Annotated in this window: 21 protein-coding genes and 2 pseudogenes; 12 read left to right on the top strand and 11 right to left on the bottom strand. The window is 69.6% G+C overall.

The genetic code is table 11. The annotated features are described in order from the left end of the window. Both GT354_RS54310 and GT354_RS22060 read right to left on the bottom strand, forming a co-directional pair. A pseudogene (locus GT354_RS54310) lies at positions 1-213 on the bottom strand (hypothetical protein); the annotation flags it as partial. A 111-nt stretch (positions 214-324) separates the two neighbouring features. Continuing rightward, positions 325-912 carry a GNAT family N-acetyltransferase gene (locus GT354_RS22060; RefSeq protein WP_161358098.1) on the bottom strand — a complete coding sequence of 196 codons (588 nt, stop codon included), beginning with the start codon at positions 910-912 and terminating at the stop codon, positions 325-327. 600 nt (positions 913-1,512) lie between these two features. Between GT354_RS22060 and GT354_RS22065 the strand changes: the two genes are divergently transcribed. The 4 genes from GT354_RS22065 (at position 1,513) to GT354_RS22080 (ending at position 6,327) form a co-directional block, all read left to right on the top strand. After that, entirely contained in the window at positions 1,513-2,610 is a 1,098-nt protein-coding gene (locus GT354_RS22065; protein WP_161358099.1) for a substrate-binding domain-containing protein, read from the top strand. A gap of 128 nt (positions 2,611-2,738) precedes the next feature. After that, positions 2,739-3,554, top strand: coding sequence for an ATP-binding cassette domain-containing protein (locus GT354_RS22070; protein ID WP_346012116.1), 816 nt, complete (start codon positions 2,739-2,741; stop codon positions 3,552-3,554). Next, the gene (locus GT354_RS22075) at positions 3,551-4,813 is read left to right on the top strand and encodes an ABC transporter permease (RefSeq protein WP_161358100.1); all 1,263 of its coding nucleotides are present in this window, start codon (positions 3,551-3,553) and stop codon (positions 4,811-4,813) included. Before GT354_RS22070 ends, GT354_RS22075 begins: the two co-directional genes overlap by 4 nt. Before the next feature lie 335 nt (positions 4,814-5,148). After that, a complete protein-coding gene (locus GT354_RS22080; RefSeq protein ID WP_161358101.1) occupies positions 5,149-6,327 on the top strand; it encodes an ROK family protein in 1,179 nt (392 codons plus the stop codon). 176 nt (positions 6,328-6,503) lie between these two features. Here the strand turns inward: GT354_RS22080 and GT354_RS22085 are convergent, their stop codons facing one another. The 4 genes from GT354_RS22085 to GT354_RS22100 form a co-directional block, all read right to left on the bottom strand. Then, positions 6,504-6,932: a VOC family protein gene (locus tag GT354_RS22085; RefSeq protein WP_161358102.1), complete on the bottom strand. Its 429-nt coding sequence runs from the start codon at positions 6,930-6,932 to the stop codon at positions 6,504-6,506. 834 nt (positions 6,933-7,766) lie between these two features. After that, complete coding sequence (locus tag GT354_RS22090; protein WP_161358103.1) at positions 7,767-8,699, bottom strand: carbon-nitrogen hydrolase family protein; 933 nt, start codon at positions 8,697-8,699, stop codon at positions 7,767-7,769. Positions 8,700-8,882: 183 nt separating this feature from the next. Continuing rightward, positions 8,883-9,164 (bottom strand): hypothetical protein, encoded by a 282-nt coding sequence (locus GT354_RS52695; RefSeq protein ID WP_202512157.1) that lies wholly within the window; start codon positions 9,162-9,164, stop codon positions 8,883-8,885. Between the two features lie 42 nt (positions 9,165-9,206). After that, on the bottom strand, positions 9,207-9,644 hold the full coding sequence (locus GT354_RS22100; protein ID WP_161358104.1) for a PaaI family thioesterase: 438 nt from the start codon (positions 9,642-9,644) through the stop codon (positions 9,207-9,209). Between the two features lie 438 nt (positions 9,645-10,082). Here GT354_RS22100 and GT354_RS22105 point away from each other — a divergent pair, with 438 nt between their 5' ends. Continuing rightward, positions 10,083-10,958: an alpha/beta fold hydrolase gene (locus GT354_RS22105; protein WP_161358105.1), complete on the top strand. Its 876-nt coding sequence runs from the start codon at positions 10,083-10,085 to the stop codon at positions 10,956-10,958. Between the two features lie 141 nt (positions 10,959-11,099). Here the strand turns inward: GT354_RS22105 and GT354_RS22110 are convergent, their stop codons facing one another. Together GT354_RS22110 and GT354_RS22115 are read right to left on the bottom strand one after the other, a co-directional pair. After that, on the bottom strand, positions 11,100-12,194 hold the full coding sequence (locus GT354_RS22110; protein ID WP_161358106.1) for a hypothetical protein: 1,095 nt from the start codon (positions 12,192-12,194) through the stop codon (positions 11,100-11,102). Positions 12,195-12,264: 70 nt separating this feature from the next. Continuing rightward, positions 12,265-13,323: an epoxide hydrolase family protein gene (locus tag GT354_RS22115; RefSeq protein ID WP_346012117.1), complete on the bottom strand. Its 1,059-nt coding sequence runs from the start codon at positions 13,321-13,323 to the stop codon at positions 12,265-12,267. Between the two features lie 20 nt (positions 13,324-13,343). On the opposite strand from GT354_RS22115, the gene GT354_RS22120 reads away from it, so the two are divergent. After that, positions 13,344-13,904 carry a TetR/AcrR family transcriptional regulator gene (locus GT354_RS22120; RefSeq protein WP_161358108.1) on the top strand — a complete coding sequence of 187 codons (561 nt, stop codon included), beginning with the start codon at positions 13,344-13,346 and terminating at the stop codon, positions 13,902-13,904. A gap of 172 nt (positions 13,905-14,076) precedes the next feature. On the opposite strand, the gene GT354_RS22125 is transcribed toward GT354_RS22120, so the two are convergent. Further along, positions 14,077-14,307, bottom strand: coding sequence for a hypothetical protein (locus GT354_RS22125; protein ID WP_161358109.1), 231 nt, complete (start codon positions 14,305-14,307; stop codon positions 14,077-14,079). Positions 14,308-14,379: 72 nt separating this feature from the next. On the opposite strand from GT354_RS22125, the gene GT354_RS22130 reads away from it, so the two are divergent. The 4 genes and pseudogenes from GT354_RS22130 to GT354_RS22145 all read left to right on the top strand — a co-directional run. After that, complete coding sequence (locus tag GT354_RS22130) at positions 14,380-15,072, top strand: alpha/beta hydrolase (protein WP_161358110.1); 693 nt, start codon at positions 14,380-14,382, stop codon at positions 15,070-15,072. 421 nt (positions 15,073-15,493) lie between these two features. Next, on the top strand, positions 15,494-16,006 hold the full coding sequence (locus GT354_RS22135) for a DUF6461 domain-containing protein (RefSeq protein WP_161358111.1): 513 nt from the start codon (positions 15,494-15,496) through the stop codon (positions 16,004-16,006). 493 nt (positions 16,007-16,499) lie between these two features. Next, positions 16,500-17,090, top strand: coding sequence for a superoxide dismutase (locus tag GT354_RS22140; protein ID WP_346012118.1), 591 nt, complete (start codon positions 16,500-16,502; stop codon positions 17,088-17,090). A gap of 31 nt (positions 17,091-17,121) precedes the next feature. Then, positions 17,122-17,622, top strand: a pseudogene (locus GT354_RS22145) (TetR/AcrR family transcriptional regulator C-terminal domain-containing protein); the annotation flags it as partial. Between the two features lie 308 nt (positions 17,623-17,930). Here GT354_RS22145 and GT354_RS22150 read toward each other — a convergent pair. After that, a complete protein-coding gene (locus GT354_RS22150; protein WP_346012119.1) occupies positions 17,931-18,737 on the bottom strand; it encodes an RNA polymerase sigma factor SigF in 807 nt (268 codons plus the stop codon). A 511-nt stretch (positions 18,738-19,248) separates the two neighbouring features. Here GT354_RS22150 and GT354_RS22155 point away from each other — a divergent pair. Together GT354_RS22155 and GT354_RS22160 are read left to right on the top strand one after the other, a co-directional pair. After that, positions 19,249-20,190, top strand: coding sequence for an AraC family transcriptional regulator (locus tag GT354_RS22155; RefSeq protein ID WP_202512156.1), 942 nt, complete (start codon positions 19,249-19,251; stop codon positions 20,188-20,190). A gap of 105 nt (positions 20,191-20,295) precedes the next feature. Continuing rightward, positions 20,296-21,162 carry a carbohydrate-binding protein gene (locus GT354_RS22160; RefSeq protein WP_346012120.1) on the top strand — a complete coding sequence of 289 codons (867 nt, stop codon included), beginning with the start codon at positions 20,296-20,298 and terminating at the stop codon, positions 21,160-21,162. 171 nt (positions 21,163-21,333) lie between these two features. Here GT354_RS22160 and GT354_RS22165 read toward each other — a convergent pair whose 3' ends face one another. Beyond that, complete coding sequence (locus GT354_RS22165; RefSeq protein WP_161358113.1) at positions 21,334-22,002, bottom strand: response regulator transcription factor; 669 nt, start codon at positions 22,000-22,002, stop codon at positions 21,334-21,336. Positions 22,003-22,156 lie beyond the last annotated feature (154 nt).

The following is a 22,156-nucleotide window of genomic DNA, read 5'->3' on the forward strand; positions in this document are numbered from 1 at the left end:
CGTCGCGGCGGTGACCGCACTCCCCGCGGGCCCGTTCGCCGGCCGGGTCCCGCCCGCCATCCGATAGGGGCCGTCCGCGACCTTCCCCGGTCTGGGCGCCATCGTCGATCCCATCGCCTGCGCCGATCCCGGCCCCGCACCACTGCCCCGATCACCGGCGAGCAGTGGCTGCGCCGGGTCATCGGTCCGGCTCTGCTCGAACTCGTCGATCACCGGCGCGCCAACCGGGAGACGGACGGCTGATCCGGTGGCCGGGCGGCCCGGCTCCGACACGAACTCCATTGCAACCCAAGGCACTTCGTGCCGGATGGGGTCGGCCGGCCGCTAGCGGTCGCGCTCGGGATCGCGAGCGTGCAACCACGTGTCCAGGTACACCCTTTCCCCGTCCGCTCGTTCGCGGACCAGGGGCTCGGCGTCGGTGCGGGCGAACCCCGCCGCGCGGGCCACCGCCCGACTGCCGGCGTTGTCGGGTGGGATGCGCAGGAGGACGGAGGTCCGGCCCAGTTCGTCGTACGCGTATTCGGCCATCAGCCGCACCGATCGCACGGCCAGACCGCGACGGCGATGCGCGGCGCCGATGCCGTAGGCCAACTCGACCGCCTCGCCGTTCTCCAGGCCGTCCGTGGCCAGGAACAGCAGTATCTCGCCGCAGGGTTCGCCGCCGTCGATCGTCACGGCCAACTGGACGGCGCGATGTTCGGCCCGCAACCTGCGCGCCTTGATCAGATGCTCGCGTGCGTCCTCGATCCGATAGGGCGACGGCAGCGGTGTCCATCGTTCGATCTCGACGTCGTCGAACAGGGTTACCAGGGAGGGGACGTCGGCATCGGTCCACTCCCGCAGACATATTCCGTGACCGGTGAGCCGAACGTCGGTCGGCAACTCGCGTAGGGGTGGTTGTTGAGGCGACATGGGTCGATCCTGCCCGGTCGCTCGGATTCCGGCCAGGGAAAAGGCCGTTCACGATGACGGCACCGCCGCCGGTGACGGAGCGGCGTCCGGTCTCGCGGCGTGGCGGTACGGCGGCGCGGCGCGGCGTGGTGGCCGGGTCGGTCTTGTCGAGGACAGGTGTTGTCGTGGACAGGTTTTGTCGTGGGGCGGGCTTCGCCTTGGCAGGTACGACCGGGACGGATCGTTCATACGCCTAAGTTGTGGCTCGGAACTTAATGTATGGAGCGGTCGGGCCCCGCACTGTTCGAGATGCGAAGGCGACGTGGGGGTTTGCGCTGTTTTGGGATTGATTCTTGTACGCACAGGCACTTACCAACCGGTTTATCGCCCGATTGCGTTTCCCAACCGTTACCGAAGTCGGCATTTCTCGCGCCTGTCAGGGTCTGGCGAACACCCGGTAGGGCTATTACGTTGTCGCCCACAACATTTAGCGCGAGGTTGTCTCCAGAGGTGCCTTCAGAGGTTGCCTGCATCTGCCGGACATCCTGCGTGTGCCAGACCTGCCCTGCCCGCGTCACGTCTGCCGCCGGCCACACCGGCGCGTGCCCGAAGGGATCCACCATGCGCAAGAGGCTCCTCGTATCCGTCTCCGCCTGCGCCGTGCTCGCGGCCGGCACCCTGTCGGCCTGCTCGGACGACTCGGGCAGCGGCTCCGGCGACGGCAACGGCAAGAAGGCCAAGGTCGGCGTGATTCTCCCCGACAGCAAGACGTCGGGCCGCTGGGAGACCAACGACCGCAAGTACCTCACCGACGCGTTCAAGGCGGCGGGCGTCGAGTACGACATCCAAAACGCCCAGGGCGACAAGTCGCAGTTCCAGACGCTCGCCGACCAGATGATCACCAACGGCGCGACCGTGCTGGTGATCGTCAACCTCGACAGTGGTACCGGAAAGGCCGTCCTCGACAAGGCCAAGTCGCAAGGCGTGGCCACGATCGACTACGACCGCCTCACCCTCGGCGGCAGCGCGCAGTACTACGTCAGCTTCGACAACGTGAAGGTCGGCACGCTGATGGGCCAGGGCATCGAGAAGTGCCTGGCCGCGGCGAAGGTCCAAAAGCCCACCATCGCGATGCTCAACGGCTCGGCCACCGACAACAACGCGACGCTGCTCAAGCAGGGCTACGACGGCGTGCTCAAGCCGAAGTTCGACTCCGGCGAGTACGTCAAGGGCCCGGACCAGGCCGTGCCGGACTGGAACAACACCGAAGGCGCCAACATGTTCGAGCAGATGCTCACGCAGTCGCCGAACATCGGCGGGGTCGTCGCGGCCAACGACGGACTGGCCAACGCCGCCATCTCGATCCTCAAGAAGCAGAAACTCAACGGAAAGGTGCCGGTCACCGGGCAGGACGCGGAGACCACCGCGCTCCAGAACATCCTGGTCGGCGACCAGTGCATGACCGTGTACAAGGCGATCAAGAAGGAGGCCGACGCGGTCTCCACGCTCGCGGTCGCGTTGGCCAAGGGCGAGAAGCCGAGCGTGCCGGCCGTCGTGCGCGACCCCGAGGGCAAGCGCGACGTGCCCTCCGTGCTCCTGGAGCCGCTGGCCGTCTTCAAGGAGAACGTCAAGGACGTGATCGCCGACGGCTACGTCACCAAGGACGCGCTGTGCACCGGCGAATACGCCGCCAAGTGCACCGAAGCCGGCATCAACTAGCCTCCGCACCGCGCGCGTTCGTCCGAACCGGCACTCACGAAGTGCCGGTTCGGCGGTGCGTACCCACTCGGCGGTGCGTACCCACCCCACCGACAGCATCCTGTCGAGGTCAGCGAGGAGCCCACATCGTGGCCCTGTCCCCCACCCCCGCCCCGCCGCCCGGATCCGCCCCCGAACCCGTACTGCGCCTGCACGGAGTCAACAAGAGCTTCGGCGCCGTGCACGTGCTGCGCGACGTCGACCTGTCCGTGTACCAGGGGGAGGTCACCGCCCTCGTGGGCGACAACGGCGCCGGCAAGTCGACACTGGTCAAGTGCATCGGCGGGATCCACTCCGCCGACTCCGGCGACTACTTCTTCGACGGCGTCCCGGTCACCGTGCACAGCCCGCGTGATGCCGCGGACCTCGGCGTCGAGATCGTCTACCAGGACCTCGCCCTGTGCGACAACCTCGACATCGTCCAGAACATGTTCCTGGGCCGCGAGAAGCGCCGCGGCTGGGTCCTGGACGAGGACAGCATGGAGCAGATCGCCGAGGAGACCCTCGCGGGCCTGTCCGTGCGCACCGTCTCCTCGATCCGCCAGCGCGTGTCCAGCCTCTCCGGCGGACAGCGCCAGACCGTGGCCATCGCCAAGGCCGTGCTGTGGAACAGCAAGGTCGTGGTGCTGGACGAACCCACCGCCGCACTCGGCGTCTCGCAGACCGCGCAGGTGCTCGAACTGGTCCGCCGGCTCGCCGACAACGGCCTCGCCGTCGTGCTCATCTCGCACAACATGAACGACGTGTTCGCGGTCGCCGACCGCATCGCGGTCCTGTACCTGGGTCGGACCGCGGCGCAGGTACGCACCAGTGAGATCACCCATTCCCAGATCGTCGAACTCATCACGTCGGGGCAGACCGAGTCGCTCGGTCCCGGCGCCGGCCGGAACGGAGTGAACCGATGACGAGCAGCGTGCTGCCCCTCGCCGAGAAGGGCGAATCCCCGACGGGCGAATCGCCGGTCGTCGCGCACCTCAAGGACTACGTCGCGCGCCTGCGCGGCGGCGACACCGGCGCGATGCCCGCCGTGCTCGGTCTGGTGGTCCTGTGCACGGCCTTCTCCATCATGCGTCCGCGCTTCCTGAGCGCCGGCAACTTCGCCAACCTGTTCACCCAGGGCGCCGCCGTCACGGTGATCGCGATGGGCCTGATCTTCGTCCTGGTACTCGGCGAGATCGACCTCTCGGCGGGCTTCGCGAGCGGCGTGTGCGCGGCCGTACTCGCGGTATTGCTCGCCGACCACGGCTGGCCCTGGTATCTCGCGGTGCTCGCGGCCCTGGTGGTCGGCGCGGTGATCGGCCTCGTGCTCGGCGTCCTGGTCGCCAAGGTCGGGATACCGTCGTTCGTCGTGACGCTCGGCGCGTTCCTGGCCTTCCAGGGTGTCGTGCTGCTGCTCGTCAAGGGCGGCACGAACGTGCCCGTGCGGGACTCGACGATCCTGGCGATCTCCAACCGCAACCTCGCGCCGATCGTGGGCTGGCTGCTCGCCGCCGCGACGGTGGGCGGGTACGCGGCGCTGCAACTGCGCCGCAATCGCAACCGCTCGCGCCGCGGACTGGTGGCCGAGCCGATCGCGATCACCTCGATCCGCGTCGGGGTACTGGCGGTCGCGGTCGGCCTCGCGGTGTTCGTGCTCAACCGGGAACGCAGCCGCAACGTGGTGATCTCGTCGCTCAAGGGTGTGCCGATCGTGGTCCCCGTGCTGGTCGTGCTGCTCCTGGTGGGCACGTTCGTGCTGCGCCGCACGCCGTACGGGCTGAGCCTGTACGCGGTCGGCGGCAACCGCGAGGCGGCCCGCCGCGCCGGGATCAACGTGGACCGCGTACGCATCTCGGCCTTCGTGATCTGTTCGACCATGGCCGCGGTCGGCGGCATCGTGGCCGCGTCGCGGGCCAACTCGGTCGACTCGAACACCGGTGGCAGCAACGTGCTGTTGTACGCGGTCGGCGCCGCGGTGATCGGCGGGACGAGCCTGTTCGGCGGCAAGGGGCGGGTGTTGGACGCGGTCCTCGGCGGCGCGGTGGTCGCGGTGATCGACAATGGGATGGGGCTCATGGGGTACAGCGCCGGCGTCAAGTACGTTGTGACCGGCGTGGTGCTCCTCCTCGCGGCCGGGGTGGACGCCCTGTCCCGGCGGCGGGCCGAAGCCGCCGGGCTGCGGTGACGCGGCGTTCCCGGTCTGGGGACGGTGCGGGCGGGGTTCGGGGGTCGGGGGTGCCGGGGGGTGCGGGTGCCTCGGAGGCTCCGGGGGTGTCGGGTGCCTCGGGTGTGCCGGGTTGTTCGGGTTCCGCGGGTGCACCGGGTTCTTCGGCCGGACCGGGTTCTTGGGATGCTTCGGGTTCTTCGGATGCGCCGGGTTCTTCGGGTGGACCGGGTATTCGGGATGCTTCGGGTTCTTCGGTCGCGCCCGGTTCCTCGGATACTTCGGGTTCTGCGGGTGCACCGAGTTCTTCGGATGCTTCGAGTGCTTCGGATACGAAAGGCAGGGTTCGTAGCCCCATGCGTGCAGCGCCTACCCAGGAGGACATCCGCAGGCAGAACCTGGGGGCGCTGCTTCGCCATGTGCACGTGCTGGGTCCCACCTCGCGGGCCCAGCTCACGGCCGGCATGGGGCTCAACCGCAGCACGATCGGGGCGCTGACCGCGGATCTGGCCGCGGCGGGGCTGGTCGTCGAGGAGTTGCCGCGTGACACCGGGGGGCGGGGCCGACCCTCGCTCGTGGTGCGGGCGCAGTCCCAGCGGGTGTACGTGTTCGCGTGCGTGATCGGGGTCGACCGGGTCGTGGCGGCGCGGGTGGGGCTCGGCGGGGTGGTCCTGGACCGACGTGAACTCCAGCGCCCCGGAAGCAGATTCTCGCCCAAGGAGGTCGCCGAGGCGCTCGGCGGTTTCGTCGGGCAGATGCGGCTGACGGCGCCGCGCGACGGGGTGTGCGTGGGCGCGGGGGTCGCCGTGTGCGCGATGGTGCGGCGCTCGGACGGCACGATTCCCGAGGGGCCCACTCCCGATTGGCGCGACGAGCCGTTGGGGGAGCGGCTTTCGGCGGCGATCGGCACGGTGGCCATGGTGGGCAACGACGCGGACCTCGGCGTGGTCGCCGAGCACACGCGAGGTGCGGCGGTGGGCTGCGACGACGTGATCTACCTGCACGGCGACGTGTGTATCGGTGGCGGCATCCTGTCCGCCGGGCGGTCGGTGACGGGCGGCGACGGGTACGCGGGCGAGGTCGGGCACATGGTGGTCAACCCGGACGGCCTGCCGTGCCGATGTGGGTCGCGCGGGTGTTGGGAAACGGAGATCGGCGAATTCGCGTTGACGCGCGGCACCGCCAAGCACGCGATCGGCGGCCTCGCGGACGCGGCGGCGCGCGGGGACCAGGACGCGGAGGAGGGGCTGCGCCGGGTCGGCGACTGGCTGGGGCTGGGGGTGGCCAACCTGGTCAACATCCTCAACCCGCAGATGGTGGTGTTCGGCGGGACACTGCGGGAGGTGTACCTGGCCACGGCGGCCCAGGTGCGCAGCCGGCTGAACCGGACGAGCCTGGCGGTGACTCGCGAGCACTTGAAGCTGCGTACGGCGGCGCTGGGGGACGACGCGCCGTTGTACGGGGCAGCGGAATTGGCGTTCGCTCGGCTGCTGGAAAACCCGTTGGAGTCGGGAGTCGAGGCCGCGAGCGGGTAAGGCGAACCCGTACGAACACGAGAGCACCGTCGATCGGGGCCTCGGGCCGAAGCCCCGTGCCTGCGACAACTCCTGGGCGCGGGCCGCCGACTGCACGGAAATGGGCCGACGAGGTCCGCGGCGGCAGGCCGCCGATACTCCCACCCACCACACGAGCGACGACTCGCTCGCGGTTCTCAGTCGATACAGAACTCGTTGCCCTCTATGTCCTGCATGGGAATGCACGAGTCATTGCCGTCGTACAGCGTTTGCACGTGTACCGCGCCGAGCGGGACCAGTCGTGCGCACTCGGCCTCGAGTACGGCGAGGCGCTCCGCACCCACGAGTCCGGTACCGACCCGCACGTCGAGATGCACCCGGTTCTTGGCCGCCTTTCCTTCGGGGACGCGCTGGAAGTACAGTCGCGGGCCCACGCCCGAGGGATCACTGCAGGCAAACCACGCGTCCTGCTGCTCAGGGGGCAGCGAGCGCCGGTGTTCATCCCAGCTGGCGAACCCCTCCGGGGGCGGCGGTACGACGTATCCCAACACCTCACACCAGAAACGAGCGAGGCGCTCGGGTTCCGCACAATCGAAAGTGACTTGGAACTGCCTGATCGATGCCATCGGTCCACCGTACCGGCGCGTGCCGTGCACCGAGATCCTGGGACGTCGTCGCCGTGCGGGTCGTGGTCTCGCGGTGACGACGAACGGGTCCCGGGAGTCGGTGGGTGCAGGCGCCGGTTCCCGCCGAGCAGGATCGACGGGCCCGATTCGCCGATCCGATCCGAGCGCGGTCCACGGCTTTCGCCACACGCCGGGTGGTACTCCGACGTGTTTTGAACAGCGTCCGGAAGTTGGCCGGTGTACCCGGGCCGCACCGCTCGCCGGCGGCACCGGGCACGAGCCTCGCGTCGGGGTTCCTGAGCGGGCGTCTCGTCACCGTTTCCGGGAACGGCACCTGCGGGCTCGGGCGCCGACGTTCACGAGAAGGAGGAACTCCGGATCGTCGACGCCGCGTCGACCGTCCCAACCCCGGCCCGCCTGCGCTGGGTTCTTCGGTCGGGGGCGGTGTGCGCCCGGCTCGCAAGGGGCGTGCGGGTGCGCTATCGAGTGGACTCGGTGGGTGAAGCAGCCGTCCGAGTGACAAGCGTGTCGTCTCGGCGTGGCGTGCCGTGTTTCATGTTCCGTGTGTGAGCCGTCGCCGGGTTCGGAGTGGTGCACCGCGCCCGGGCATCGCCCCGGGCCCGGCGGCGGCTGGTGGACTACCTCTCGGTCGTGTGCCCGTCGGAACGGCGGCGGGCACGGATCCGGGAACGCCGTCCCGCGCCGCGTCGCCCGTCCGGAGTGGGCCGGATCGTGGACCGATCGTGGATGCGGGTCGGCGAGTCGGCGGTCGGTCGTCTCGCGAGGCGGACTACGGCCTACGACTCGTTGCCGGCCCGTGGCGCCCGACACTTCCTACCCAAGGACGACGGTGGTGCGTGTGCGTACCGGAGCGTCGAACGAGGGATCGAGGAGGACGAAGTCCTCTTCGCGGGCTCGGGCGAGGGTTTGCGGATCCAGGCGGGCGACGGCCAGTCCCGGGTCGGCGATACTCGCGTCGATGCCCATGTCGATGTCGACGAGCAGCGTGCCGTCCGGGTTCCAGATCGCGCTGTGGCCACAGCCGTGGAGCGGGCCGCTCGGCCCGTTGTGGTTGGCGACGACGACGTAACAGGCGTTGTCCAGGGCCCGCGCCGGCCCGAGCGTCGCACGTTTGTGAGCCCCGTGCCCTTGGCCGAACATCGCGCTGACCAGATACGCGTGGCATCCGTCGAGGGCGGCGGCGCGGGCGTGTTCGGGAAAGCTGGAGTCCCGACAAACGCCGAGCCCCAGTCGCCAGCCGTCGACGTCGAGGGTGCATCCGGCCACCCCGGACTCGAACCCGGCCGCGCGCTCGACGGTGTCCACGTGCTGCTTGTCGTACCGCGCGGCGTACTGCCCGTCCCGCCCCAACACCAGGGCCGAGATGCGCAATCCGCCGCTTCGGCCGGCCCGGGTGGGAGCGCTGACCACCACGGCGGTGTGGGTTTCGGCGCAGGCGACCGAGAGCGGATCGAGTCGTGCGTCGAGGGGCACGGTGGCGGACTCGGCGGCGGTGTCCGGGTCGATCGTGGCGCCGGCGTCCGGGAGGTCGAAGGCGTACGTCTCGGGCGCGGCCGCGATGCCGGACAGCTCATAGCCGGTGAGGAACAGCTCGGGAAGAACCAGCAGATCGGCTCCCCGAGCCCCGGCCCGACGAACCAGGTCGGCGGCAACAGCGACATTCGCGGGAATGTCCAGCGGCACACAAGCCGCCTGCCCGGCAGCAACGGTCACCGGCACCGAGGGCACAGCACGAAGGTCATCCATGATGATCACGGTATCCGCGCATCGACAAACCCCGACCGGCAGCCACGCGACACCCACCCGACGACGCTCCCCGTGCGACCCGGCGACGGGTGAGCGAGCCCGGGGCGCGGGCACGCCCACGGCAGGGTCGACCCGCTGCCTTGACCGCCGGTTCAGCGAAGGTGACGGCCGACCGGGCGCGTGTCAGTCGCCGATGAACCACAGATACAGGTGCACCCCTTGCCGGACGACCTGGCACAAGTCGCGGGCCTGAGCGACCCACTCGCCTCCACAAGCGGCCGGAAGCCGGTCGAGTTCGGCCTGCAGCAGCGGAATCTGTCGCTGGTTGAACACCGCGTCCCCGTACGGGTCCAAGGCCCAGAGCATCGGGAAGCCCACGGGGTCCAACGCCTCCGAGACATCGGTCCACTCCACGCCGATCCGGGCGTGAGCAACGACGTCCCCACGGTCACCACGCACCGCCATGTCGATCACCGGCCGAGCCTATCGGCGCCGCTCGGAGCAGTGTCATCGAACCGTCTGGATTCGGGCGGTTGCGGTGGCTACTGCCACGGGTTTGCCGTGGGGGGCGACGAGTTCCCCGGCGAGGAAGCACACCTCCTTGCCGCGCTGCACGATGCGACCTCGTCCCACCAGACGTCCCGGGTGGGCCGGCCGGAGGAACTGGACGTGGAGGTCGAGGGTCGGCGCGAACCGGTTCTCCGGCAGAGTCGCGATCAGCGCCGGCCCCAACGTCTCGTCGAGCATCGCGGCGAGGAAGCCGCCCTGGATCACCCCCATGGGGTTGACGAACTGTTCGCCCGCCGCGAAGGCCACCTCGATGGTCCCGTGTTCCGGGTCGACCTCGATCAGTTCCCACCCCAAAAGCACCGCAGAGGGCGGCGGCAGAGCCCGCCCCGCCACTACGTCCCAGAACGGCCCACGCCTGTGCGGATCAGTCTCCATGACCCACATTGAACCCGCTCCACCGACAGCCGGGGACAACGAAGCAACGAAGCAACGAAACGTCGAAGCGTCGAAGCAACGAAGCGTCGAAGCAACGAAGCGTCGAAAAGACGGGCTCTCGAAGCGGAGCCGAGTCGGAGCGTGTGCTTGGGCGTTCGGGTTGGGCATCGGAGGGCCGAGGGGGGTTGGGTTCGGGCGTGGGCTCGGTCGCCAACCGTGACGGTTTGTTGTTACCTGAGCGATCGATCGGTAATCTCGCGAGCCCGCGCCAGGTTGGGGGTTCGTGAGCGCTTGGAGGCGTACATGTTCGGCTCCTCCGGCACCGCCGCACCAGACTCCCCCCGAACCACGGCTGCCACCGCCGACGCCACCGTCCGCCGTCGCGGCGCGTGGACACGACTGCGAAACCTGGGCACTGCCACGGTGGTTGCCGCCACCATGGCCACGACCTGGGTCCTGCCGAGTCCCGCCGCCGCGAACACGCGGTTGCCCGTGCCCTACTCCTTCGCCGCCGGAATCGCGGCGCAACTCGTCAACCCGCACTCGTCGCCCCCCGGCTCCAACGACTTCTCCTGTCGTCCGACGGCCACTCATCCCCGCCCCGTCGTGCTGGTGCACGGCACGCTCGGCAACATGGTCGACAGTTGGCAGGCGCTGTCGCCGCTGCTCAAGAACAACGGCTACTGCGTCTTCGCCCTCGACTACGGGGGAGCACCCGGCGGACTCTTCCAGGGCTACGGGGACATCCCCACCAGCGCCGCCCGACTCGGCGCGTTCGTCGACCGGGTGCGGGCCGCCACCGGTACCGCCGAAGTCGACCTCGTCGGCCACTCGCAGGGCGGCGGCGCCCTCCCGCGCTACTACCTCCAGGAACTCGGCGGTGCGGCCAAGGTGCACGACCTGGTCGGTATCGCGCCCTCCAACCACGGCGCGCCCGTGGAGGGCATCCTCCGCCTGCTCGATGCCTTCCCCGGCGGTCGGCAAGCCTTCGTGGACGCGTGCCCGGCGTGTGCGCAACAGGACTTCGATTCACCGTTCATGCGCGACCTCAACGCCCACCCGGACACCGTCGCGGGCGTGCGCTACACCGTGATCGAAAGCAGGTACGACGAGGTGATCAGGCCGTACACCCTGGCCTTCCTCGCCGGCCCCGACGTCCGCAACATCACCGTGCAGGACCGCTGCGGCCTGGACTTCTCCGACCACCTCGCCCTGATCTACGACCGTGTGGCGCTCAACGAGGTACTCAACGCCCTCGACCCGACCCGCACCGACCGCGTCTGCGCCCTGTCCCTGCCGGTCCTCGGCGGCTGAGGCCCAGGGCCGCCGGCACCCGCCCCGCATCGGCCTCCGTCGAACAACTCACCGACCCACCGGGCGATTCGGCGGAGGCCTCGGCGGCACACCGGCTCGGATGCCCCACCGAGCACTGCACCCGGGGCTCCCACGGCGGATTCAGCCGTCGAAGCCCAACCACTCGATACCGAGGTCGGCGAGAGGCTTCAGGAGGGCACGGTGCGTCGCGGCCACGACGACCGAGTCGTACGTGTCGCCGCCGGTTTCACCGCCGACTTCGACGACGAGCCCGGGAGCGACATGGAAGGACGTCGGACTGAACGACCACCAGTACGACCGCAGTGGTACGCGACGCAACGTTCGGGTCAGGTCATCGACGAGCGGCGCCGGCGGTTCGCCGACGATGGCACGGTAGGGACCGCCGATGGCTGCTTCGGCGAGGGAGAATTGCAACAACCAGCCACTGAGCGGCTCACGTTCGCGCTCCGGAGGAGTGAACCGGTCGTGGTGGAGCCACACCGCCGGGTCGGGCTCGCTCGGGTCCACGCGCCAGTCATATCCGCCCTGGTTCTCGACGGCGATCCGCAGCGGGCCGCCGGCATGCCGGGCCAACTCTTCCCACGGTTCGACGAAGTTCTGCACGCCCAGGATCTGTGGCCGTTCCGCAGCAAGCCGGTGGAAATGCGCCAGGGGCGGGGGGACAGGCAATTCGGTTGCGGTCGAGGCGTGCGACGCGGGCACGCCCGACGTCTTCGGATACCAGCCGGTGACGAAATCGGCCAAGGCCGCAGTGGGGTCCACGGGCACAGCGTCCAACCAGTCGACGCCCGGCGGCGGGGCGACCGGGCGCGGTGGGCGGACGCGGTCGAGCACGGATTCGGACAGCGGCGGCCGAATGCTCAGGGCAGCCTCGAACCCGCGCTCGGGACCGGCACCCCAAGACCGGAGATCACCCTGGCCGAGATAGAGCACACCGTCGGGCACCCGGACGAACAAGAGCATCGGCTCGCGCAGTTGGTACAGCCGGTCCACGAACCGGACGGGCGCCACATCGATCAACTCGAACGTTCGGCTGTCGCGAACCCCGCTCTCGTGCGGGTCGTCGTGCGAGTCCGCGATCACCACGGTCGCGGCCGCACCGAACACCACACCGGCCCCGCCGACGCGGTAGTCGGCCGGGCCGGCGCCGGCCAGGGCGAGCACGTCCGTCTCCTCGTTCAGCAACGTCAGCGGGGCAAAGGGGTGAGCGGTCATCCGGACATCGTGTCGAACCGCGTTTCGTCAGGCTCCGGCGGCCTGTGCGGCGGACACCGCAAGCTTCGTTTCAGTGGCCCGGCTCGACCGCACGGCGTAGGTCGTCGACGTACGCCTCGGGCTGTTCCCAGGCTGCGAAGTGACCGCCGGCGGGGTGTTCCACGTAGTCGCGAATGTTCAGGAAGGCCTCGGCGTAGCTTCGTGGTTCCGGCTTGATGTCGTGCGCGAACACGGAGAGCACGGTCGGTGTGTCGATCCGGTCGGGGAGGGCGAACGGTTCGACATAGGTGGCGAAGGAGGTGCCGATCGTGCCGGTGATCCAGTAGGCGGTGACCCAGGTGAGGAGTTCGTCCGCGGTGAAGGCCGATTCGTCGGACCAGGACTCCAGTTTTTCGACGATCCACGCCGCGAGGCCGGCGGGTGAGTCGCCGAGGGCGACCGCGAGCGTGTTCGGCCGCGTCGACTGCTCCGCGATGTAGCCGCCCTCGGCACGGAACCACTGCGCCGAACGGCGCAGGTAGGCCGCCGCGTCGGGCGCGAGCTTCGTCGGGTCCGCCGCGAGCGTACGTTGCGGGGCGATGTTCGTCAGGTGCAAGGCGCCCACCCGGTCGGGGTGTTCGGCCGCGAGGATCTCCGCGACGGTGCCGCCCACGTCGCCGCCGGACACCGTGTACCGCGCGTAACCCAGTTCTTCGAGAGCGTCCGCGACGATCCCGGCGATCCGGTTGACCGACATACCGGAGTCGGCGAGCGGGGCCGCGAACGGGAAGCCCGGCAGCGCGGGAACCACTACGTGCAGGTCCGCGAGCAAAGGCAGGACGCGCTCGAACCGCAACACCGAGTCCGGCCAGCCGTGCAGCAGCACGACCACGGGGGCGTCGGGATCCGCGCACCGTTGGTGGATCACCCGCAGGTCGGTGCCGCCTGCCCGCACGGTCACCCAGGGGAACTCGCCGATGCGGCGCTCGTGCACGCTCCAGTCGTATCCGTTCGCCCAGTATTCGAGGAGTTCGTCCAGGTGGGTGCCGCTCATGCCACGGGTCCCGTCGTCACTCCAGGGGGTCGTGACACGCCGCGTCCGCCGGAGTCGTTCCCGCATCTCGTCGTTCATGTGTATCAGCGTACACATATATGTGTATGCTCGTACACATGACTTCCCGCAATGCGGCCGCCACCAGACAGCGGATCCTGGAGCACGCGCAACGCCAGTTCGCCCGGCACGGATACGCGGCGATCACAGTCAAAGGCGTGGCCGACGCGGCCGGCGTGTCTCCCAACCTCATCACGCGCTATTTCGGTGGCAAGGACGGCCTTTTCCTGGCGGCGACCCGGGTGGAGATTCCCGTTTCCGACGCTTTCGACGGCGAGCGGTCCGCGTTGGGTTCGCGCCTTGCGGCGAGCATCGTCCAGCGCTGGTTCGGTGTGCCCGGGGAGGATCCGCTGCTCGTGCTGCAACGCGCGTCCGGCGAACGCCCGGCGGCGGCGGAGGCGCTGGCCGCGTTCCTCGACACGAACTCGCTGGAGCCGCTGCACCGTTACCTGCGCGACAGCGGCCTGGACGACGTGGAGGCCCGCAGCCGAGCCGCGGCGATCGACGCCTTCGTGCTCGGCGTCTCGACCCGCCGCCGGGTCCTGCGTGCCGAACTCGGTGACCCCGCCGATCTTCAGGACTGGCTGGGTGCCACCATCCAACGCCTCGCCGACGGGTGAGCTACGGCAGTGGGATCACGGGACGGAACAGGCAGGCCGTGGGGCGAGGGCCGGCACGGGACCGGAGAGCGGCCGCGAACAGGCGAGTGTCGGCTTCCCTGCCGTGCCGGAGCACCAGGATCGGACCGGGGCGGCCTGGGCGGCAGATGGGCACGTGCTGCGGGCTTCCGGTTCAGCGCGCTGTCCAGATCCAGCCCGGCGGGGCCAGACCCAGCGCGCGGGCCACCGAGCGGGAGGCGTGGTTGGCGGCGGTGGTGCTGAAAAGCTCGGCCTCCTGCGCGTCACGGGCGACCGTACCGCCACCGCCTGCCCCGACACCGCCCGGCTCCACGGAGACCTCGGTCGCCGGGTCTTGCCCTCGTCGGTGTCCGCTCTGGCTCTCGGTCGGGCTTCGGGGTAGCATCGGACGCGCCTGCTGAATCGTGTCAGCAGCGTGTAGTGTCGGCAGTGTCGGCAGGTGATGGAAGGGTCGTTCATGAAGCTTCACGTTCACGAGCGCGGCGATGGGGACAAGGTCGCTCTGCTCATTCACGGTGGGCTGTCGGACCACGGTACGTGGCACGCGCTCGAAGACGAACTGGTCCGGCGCGGATACCGCGTTCTGGCGTGCGACCTGCGCGGACACGGGCTGAGCCCGCGGGGTGAGTATCGCCCCGAGCTGCTCGCCGACGACCTCGTGGAGAGCCTGCCCGTCGGCGCGGACATCGCGATCGGACACTCGCTCGGTGGGCTGTCTCTCGCGCTCGCGGCCGAGCGGCTCCGGCCCAAGAAGGCCGTGTACTCCGATCCGGGCTTCCGTCTCGGCACGATTCCCGCAGGCGCCCACGCCGGAATGAAGCAGATGGTCGCCAACGCGACCCTGGAGAGCATCCGCGCGATGAACCCGCGCTGGTCGGAGGCCGACGTCGCGGCGGAACTCGCAGGCTTCCGGAAGTTCGACCGGAGCTTCGCCGACGCCATCGGCTCCTTCGACCAGGATTACGTGCCGACGGCCCCCGTCGTACCGAGCCTGGTGCAGGTCGCCGAGCACAGCTTCATCGTGACGCCGGACCTGATCGAGGAACTACGCGCGAACGGCTTCGACATCCGCGTGGTCGCGAACGTCTCCCACTGCATCCACCGCGACGACTTCGACGCCTTCATGAAGTCGCTCGACGGCTGGATCTGAGCTTCGACCGCTTCCGGCACCGACGAAGTCGCGATCGGGACGGCACGGCCGGGCGGACCACCGCCCGGCCTTCGGGCGGGCGCGCGGGGCGGATCCCGGATCGGGTCCTGGGCCTGATGTCCTGTGACAGCGAGACTTCACCGTTTGCCATCGAAGTTCGACCAGGCAGTCGGACGCCCATCCACCAGCCGAACAGCTTCGGCGAGACGCGTCAGGCCGTCTTCTCGGTCATTCCATGAGTGGTGAACGACTGGCGCCACTCCTGTCATCGGACGGCCTCGACCGGAAGGGAGGCCCGGTCGGGTAGACCAGCGCCTTTCGGAGGCTCGATTCCCGCTGTCGGCCGTGCCGCCTATGCTGCGCGGGCACGACGACGTCCGGCGGGCGGCCGTGGCGGCTTCCCGGCCCCGAAGGGACGCACATGATCGGCGACGGTTTCCGGTGGCTGGTGGAGCGCGCGCACTTCCCGGTCGGTTTCTGCGCGACCTTCGCGCGAGGCATGTCCCCCGAGGAACTGCTGGACCGCTTGGGCTGCGATCCGGAGCACACCGCAGTCAGAATCGCGATGGACGCCGAAGACCTGCGCGACGACCTGACCGCCGACGACGAGGAGACCATCGTCGCGGTCGTACGCTCCGGATCCCGCGCCGGCTGGGCGTTCGGCCTCGAAGACGTCACGCTCTACGCCGCCGATCCACGCGTGCTGAGCCGGGTGTCGGTCGGCACCGAGGTTGCCAGTCTGCGTCGCGACGCCGCGCACGGGGAGGTGTGGTTCGAACTGTGGCGAGACGGGCGACCCGTCGAGCACCGCGTCGTCCGGGATCCCGACGAACTGACCGACCTCGAAGACGAGCTGGGCATCGACGCACCCGTGCTCGAACTCCTGAGCCCCACAGTCGAATTGTTGACCGGCTTCGCGCGCTGGGACGACTGATCGACAGATCCGCGTGGCCCAGCCCCTTGGCGACCGCCTTCGTAGCAAACAACTCTGTCCCTGTGTCCCTGTGTCCCTGTGTCCCTGTGTCCTGTGCGACTGGCGGGCGCTTGCCACTCGACACCTCGGACGGTGCTGTGGGATGCCGTCCGGGTGAGGACACGGTCCTGTTGTCCCGTCTCACTCGACCTGATCCCGGTCCCGTGTGGTCCGGTTTGATCCGCCGTGACGCACCAGGTCGGGTGAGATGACGTGCGAGCGGGGAAGTGGGATCCGCCGGAGGGCTTACGGAGCAGTTCAAGGGTTCGAGATGCGGCCGTGCGTGCGAACGGGAGCAGGCCGGGAGGGTGAGATCGGAGGCGAATCGGAACCGGTGTGCCCGATAAGGACTTTGGGCACGTCCGGGTCGTGGCATGATCGGCCGGCGGGTCGTCGGCCCAGCCCGGCCCGGGCCGTGAGGCCCTGCCGTCCCTGCGATCGAAGGAATCGATTCGTGTCGTCGTTCATGCTTCCGGAATTGCCCTACCCCAAGGACGGTCTTGCTCCGCACATCTCGGAGGAGACGCTCGCCTTCCACCACGGTGCGCACCACAAGACCTACGTGACGAACCTGAACAACCTGGTCCAGGGCACCGAATGGGAGGCGGCAAGCCTCGAGGACATCATCAAGAAGTCGTCGGGCGCCCTCTTCAACAACGCCGCGCAGCACTGGAACCACACCTTCTACTGGCACAGCCTGTCGCCGAGCGGCGGCGGCGCCCCCGACGGGGCCGTCGGGGACGCGATCGTCGCGAAGTGGGGCTCCTTCGACACCTTCAAGCAGGAATTCGGCAAGGCCGCGACCGGCCTCTTCGGCTCGGGTTGGGCGTGGCTGGTGCTGAACGGCGACCGGACCCTGGGCATCGTCTGCACTGAGGACGCCCGGACGCCGATCACCACCGACGCGATCCCGCTCCTGGTGGTCGACGTGTGGGAGCACGCCTACTACATCGACTACCGCAACGCGCGCGCCAAATACATCGACGCGTGGTGGAACCTCGTCAACTGGAAGTTCGCCAACGAGAACCTCGCCAAACACCGCTGAGCCCGCCTCCGTTCCGGACCCGCGTCGGTCGATCATCGACGCCGGGGTGGACGGTGTCGTGGGCGGGGTCGACCGCACCGTGTTCGCGACCGTCGGGCTCGGCCGCGACGACCGGCACACCGCGCTGCGTACGTGGGCCCGCGCCTACCGCGACGCCCTCGCGGCCCGCCCCAACGTGGTACCCGCGCCGGCCCAGGCCCCGGGTCGCCGGCCCAGCGCACTACGGGCCGCCGACGCGGTGTTCGGCGCACTGGTCGACGCCGGTTGGCCGCGGGCCCAGGCGACCCGGGTCGGCGTCCTGATGCGCTACTTCGTCACCGGGTCGGCCCTGGGCTCGTTCGCCGGGGGCTTCCCGGACGACGCCAGGCTGTACGCCGACGAGTATCCGCACCTCGATCAGGCGCATCTGCTCGCCGACCTCCAACGCGAGATCAACGAGAGCGCCTTCGAAGCCGGCCTCGAAGCCCTCCTCGTCGGCCTGACCCGACGCTACGAACGCCTGGAGGGCCCACGGCCGGCCGCCCACGGGTAGCGGTCACCCTCGGGCGGAGTCGCGAGCCGCAATGCTCAGGGCCCGCCGGCGATCGGACCGGACCGACTCCGCGTGCTCGTCCCGCGCGGCACCGCACGCGCCACCTCCCGGCGGCAGCCGGAGCCGCGCCGGGAGGCCGCCGGGAGGACGCATGCGGTCCTGTCGTCCAGCAAAGCATGTGATAGCGGGGCATAAGGGGTGGAATGCCCGAGTCGGCCCGACCGCACGCAGACCGTTGTCGCACGGTGGCGTTTCACACCCGCGTCGGGCCGCACCCGATCAACCGCCCGCCCGGCCGAACCCGGTCCCTACTCCGCGAGCATCGATTCACGCAGCCGGGTCAACGTGCGGCTGAGCAGGCGTGACACGTGCATCTGGGACAGGCCCAGGCGTTCGCCGATCTGAGCCTGCGTCATCTCGTCACCGAAACGCATCGACAGGATCGCACGGTCGCGTTCGGGCAGATCCGCGAGCAGGGGCTTGAGCGCGTGGAAGTTCTCCACCGCCTCGAACCCGCCGTCGACGAACGACGCGCGTGTCGCGTACGCGTTGCCCTCACCGTCCTCACCGGTCGGCGCGTCGAGCGACGAACTCGTGTAGCCGTTGGCCGCGGTCAGGCCCTCGACGACCTCGGGCACGGTCAGGCCCAGGAATTCGGCGAGCTCGGGCGCGGTCGGCTCCCGGTCGTTGGTCGCGATCAGCGCGTCGCGCGCCTTGGCCAACTCCAGGCGCAGTTCCTGGAGTCGGCGCGGAACGTGTACGGCCCAACTGGTGTCCCGGAAAAAGCGTTTGATCTCCCCGGAGATGGTCGGGACCGCGAAGGTCGGAAACTCGACGCCGACGGTCGGGTCGAAGCGATCGATGGCCTTGATCAGGCCGATCGTACCGACCTGCACCTTTTCCTCGGTCGTCTCCGAGCGGGCCCGGAAGCGCCCGGCCACGAAGCGGACGAGGGCGAGGTTCAGTTCGATGAGCGTGTTGCGTACGTACTGGAACTCGTGCGTGCCCTCCTCCAACTCCCGCATGCGCGCGAACAGGACCTTGGACATCGCCCGCGCGTCCGTCGCGGTAACAGAGCCGAAGTCCTCGATCGGTAGACGGTCCCCGGTCTCGATCGCGTGCTCGGACGTGGTGGCTGTCGTGGGGGTCTGGGACTCGAAGGTCACCGGACTTCCTTCCGTTGGCAGGCGGGCAGCCGGTGGCGGCCCTGGGCAGCCTTTTGGCGAGCAGGCTGCCCGTGCTTACCCACGCGCGCCGATCGCACACGCGATCGACCACCGCTTGTTTCGCCGAGGGCGCACTCGGCGCACTCCCAGGGTGCCTCGGGGGCGTGCCCGGGCCGGCGCGGGCCGCTCGGCCGTCGGGGACGATCGCCTCGATGCGCGGCGACGGAACCACGACGCGCACCCTCGCGGGTGCCGACGGAACCCCCGCGTGGGTGCCGGCGTCGGTGGTCGGACGACCCGATGCTTGACGTGCCACCGTTCGGCGTGGTCGCGTGGGCGCCGTCGTGGTCGAGGTGACCCCGAGAACGCGACGCTCGACTCGGAAAGTCGAGGAGCCGACACGGCAGAGGACTTCCGATGACGACCAGGGATTTGGGATGACGATCAAGGACGTGCTCCGATGACGACTCCCGCGCCACCGCGACCCGGTGTGCCGTTGCATCGGCTGGAGGTGCCGACGCCGACCATCCTGCCGTTCGCGATCGGCACGTTCGACACGATCGGTTCGGCGTCCCGGGCGGACTACCCGCACCGGCACACCTTCCACGAGATCGCCTACGTCACCGGCGGGCGCGGAACCCACGTCGTGGACCTGGTGCCGCGGCCGTTGCGGCCGCCGCATCTGTTCTTCGTGACGCCGGGCCAAGTGCACTTCTGGCATCGGGTCACCGGCCTGAACGGGTGGGTGATCCTGTTCGAGGACGACTTCCTGATCGGGCACGCCGGCGACCGGGACGTGGTCCGCGAACTCTCCGCCCAGCCGCGATTACGGCCCACTCGGGGAGCCGCTCCCGGATTGGCCGAGCTCGTCGCGGAGATGATGCGCGAATACGCCGCGCAGGCCGAGGGGTTCGTCCCGGTGCTGCGCTCCTACCTGCACGTGTTGATCCTGCGCGCCGCCCGGCTGGCCGCCGAGGCGGGCGAGGCCCGGGAGGACGCCGCCCGGCAGGACCCCGTCGCGGGCCGGTCCGCCTCGATCGCGTCACGCTTCGTCCGGCTCCTGGACGATCCGGATCCGGCCGAGCGTACGGTCGGCGCGTACGCGGACCGACTGGGCGTCTCCGTCGGCTATCTCAACGACGTCGTCAAGGCGTCCACCGGGCGTACGCCTGGGTTGTTGATCCGCCGGGCGCAAGCGGTCGAAGCCAAACGGCTGCTGGCCGGCAGTGATCTGACGGTGCGCCAGGTAGCCGATCGGGTGGGATTCGCGGACCCCGCCTACTTCTGCCGGTTCTTTCGGCGAGAGACCGGACGTACCCCGGGGGACTACCGAAGAGACATCCGTGCGAAGCACCACGACGGCCGTGTTTTGTCCATCGACCTGCCCGACTGGCCCGCATAGGTTCAGACCAATCACGGGCGGTGACCTCGTCCGGTGTCGGTGCGGGCCGACGCCGTCGAACCGATGCGCCCGTACCCGCCGCCGACGAGGAAGGTCGACGTGGACATCGACGACACGGACATCGACAACCCGCACAGCGAAGGGCCGAACCAAGGCGCATCGCGGGGCATCACTCGCAAGAACCTGTTCAAGGCCGCGCTCGTGGCGGCGCCGCTGCCGTTCCTGATCGGCGGCGTCCCCGCGCTGGCCCGCTCGTCGCGCCACTCGGGCACCGACCTCGCGCCGACACCCTTCTGCGACGACGGCGACGAGCCCACGATCGAGCAGACCGAGGGGCCGTACTTCAAGCCCAACTCGCCGCTGCGCACGGTACTCGCGACGTCGAGCACTCCGGGCATCCCGCTCACCGTGAGCGGCTACGTCTTCGGCCGGCAGTGTCAGCCGCTCGCCAACGTACTGCTGGACTTCTGGCAGGCGGACACCAACGGTAACTACGACAACAGCGGGTTCACCTTCCGCGGCCACCAGTTCACCAACGCGCAGGGCGCGTACACGCTCACCACGATCGTGCCCGGCCTGTACCCGGGCCGCACCCGGCACCTGCACATGAAGGTGCAGGCGCCGAACAAGCCGATCCTCACGACGCAGACGTACTTCCCGAACGAGCCGCGCAACAACACCGACACGATCTTCGATCCCCGGCTGTTGATGACGGTGCGTCAGGTCGGGTCGGGTCGTGAGGCGTCCTTCGACTTCGTACTCAACGTCAACGGCACGCCGCCCACGACGACGCCGCCGACGAGCAACCCGCCCACCAATCCGCCCGGCGGAGGCTCGTGGGCGGTGGGTACGAACTACCCCACGGGCACCCAGGTCACCTTCGGCGGCTCGACCTACCGCTGCCTCCAGGGACACCAGGCCCAGCCCGGCTGGGAGCCGCCGAACGTCCCCGCCCTGTGGCAGCGCGTCTGACGTCTCGTCAGGCCCAAGACCCGGTCGGCCCCCGCCCCACATACGGGGGTCGACCGGTTTCACCGCGGCCACGCGACCGGTCGCAACGCTTACCGAGGGCACTGCCCGCACCGCAGTAACTGCACTGCACCGCGGTCGCACCGGATGGGTCCCGTCGCCGTGAAAACCACCTCACAGCGGTCGCACCAAGTGCGTCTCGTACGCGAACACCACCGCCTGGACGCGGTCGCGCACGCCGAGCTTGCCCAGGATGCGGCTCACGTGGGTCTTGATCGTCGCGTCGGACAGTTGTAGCCGCGCGGCGATCTCGGCGTTGGACAGGCCGCGGGCCACCTCGACCAACACGCCGCGTTCGCGCGCGGTGAGGCTGCTCAGTCGAGCGTCCTCGACGCCGCCGACGGCCGCGTGATTCGGGAGACGGTGGGCGAACGTCTCCAGCAGGCGTCGGGTCACCCGGGGCGCCACCACGGCATCGCCGGCAGCCACGGCCCGGATGGCGCCCAGGAGTTCGGCCGGCAGCGCATTCTTGAGGAGGAAGCCGGACGCGCCCGCGCGCAGCCCGGCGAACGCGTACTCGTCCAGATCGAACGTGGTCAGGATCAGCACGCGCGTGTCCGGGCAACGCTCGGCGATCAGCCGGGTGGCCTCGATCCCGTCCATACCCGGCATGCGCACGTCCATCAACACCACGTCGGGACGCAGCCGTTCGGTCAACCGGACCGCCGCCTCGCCGTTGTCGGCCTCGCCGACGGCGGCCATGTCCTCCTGGGCCTCCAGAACCATGGTGAACGCCATCCGCAGCAGCGGTTGATCGTCGACCACGAGCACGTCGATGGCCACGTCGGGACCTCCGGAATCGATCGGATGCGGCGGGAGGGACCCACGTCAGGGACCCCCCGAATCGGTGACACGCGTTCGGTCCGCGACCACGTCGGATCGCGTTCGCGCCGAGGTCGTGTCGGATCGCGTTCGCGCCGAGGTCGTGTCGGGTCGC

The organism is Streptomyces sp. SID3343 (assembly GCF_009865215.1).
Classification (GTDB): domain Bacteria; phylum Actinomycetota; class Actinomycetes; order Streptomycetales; family Streptomycetaceae; genus Embleya.

Excerpts from the sequence above, each read along its gene's own strand:
- GT354_RS22130 (WP_161358110.1), top strand. The coding sequence starts at position 14,380 with ATGAAGCTTCACGTTCACGAGCGCGGCGATGGGGACAAGGTCGCTCTG.
- GT354_RS22080 (WP_161358101.1), top strand. The coding sequence starts at position 5,149 with ATGCGTGCAGCGCCTACCCAGGAGGACATCCGCAGGCAGAACCTGGGG.
- GT354_RS22085 (WP_161358102.1), bottom strand. The coding sequence starts at position 6,932 with ATGGCATCGATCAGGCAGTTCCAAGTCACTTTCGATTGTGCGGAACCC.
- GT354_RS22060 (WP_161358098.1), bottom strand. The coding sequence starts at position 912 with ATGTCGCCTCAACAACCACCCCTACGCGAGTTGCCGACCGACGTTCGG.
- GT354_RS22120 (WP_161358108.1), top strand. The coding sequence starts at position 13,344 with ATGACTTCCCGCAATGCGGCCGCCACCAGACAGCGGATCCTGGAGCAC.
- GT354_RS22115 (WP_346012117.1), bottom strand. The coding sequence starts at position 13,323 with ATGTGTACGCTGATACACATGAACGACGAGATGCGGGAACGACTCCGG.
- GT354_RS22075 (WP_161358100.1), top strand. The coding sequence starts at position 3,551 with ATGACGAGCAGCGTGCTGCCCCTCGCCGAGAAGGGCGAATCCCCGACG.
- GT354_RS22100 (WP_161358104.1), bottom strand. The coding sequence starts at position 9,644 with ATGGAGACTGATCCGCACAGGCGTGGGCCGTTCTGGGACGTAGTGGCG.
- GT354_RS22135 (WP_161358111.1), top strand. The coding sequence starts at position 15,494 with ATGATCGGCGACGGTTTCCGGTGGCTGGTGGAGCGCGCGCACTTCCCG.
- GT354_RS22110 (WP_161358106.1), bottom strand. The coding sequence starts at position 12,194 with ATGACCGCTCACCCCTTTGCCCCGCTGACGTTGCTGAACGAGGAGACG.
- GT354_RS22155 (WP_202512156.1), top strand. The coding sequence starts at position 19,249 with ATGACGACTCCCGCGCCACCGCGACCCGGTGTGCCGTTGCATCGGCTG.
- GT354_RS52695 (WP_202512157.1), bottom strand. The coding sequence starts at position 9,164 with ATGGCGGTGCGTGGTGACCGTGGGGACGTCGTTGCTCACGCCCGGATC.
- GT354_RS22125 (WP_161358109.1), bottom strand. The coding sequence starts at position 14,307 with ATGCTACCCCGAAGCCCGACCGAGAGCCAGAGCGGACACCGACGAGGG.
- GT354_RS22105 (WP_161358105.1), top strand. The coding sequence starts at position 10,083 with ATGGCCACGACCTGGGTCCTGCCGAGTCCCGCCGCCGCGAACACGCGG.
- GT354_RS22090 (WP_161358103.1), bottom strand. The coding sequence starts at position 8,699 with ATGGATGACCTTCGTGCTGTGCCCTCGGTGCCGGTGACCGTTGCTGCC.
- GT354_RS22065 (WP_161358099.1), top strand. The coding sequence starts at position 1,513 with ATGCGCAAGAGGCTCCTCGTATCCGTCTCCGCCTGCGCCGTGCTCGCG.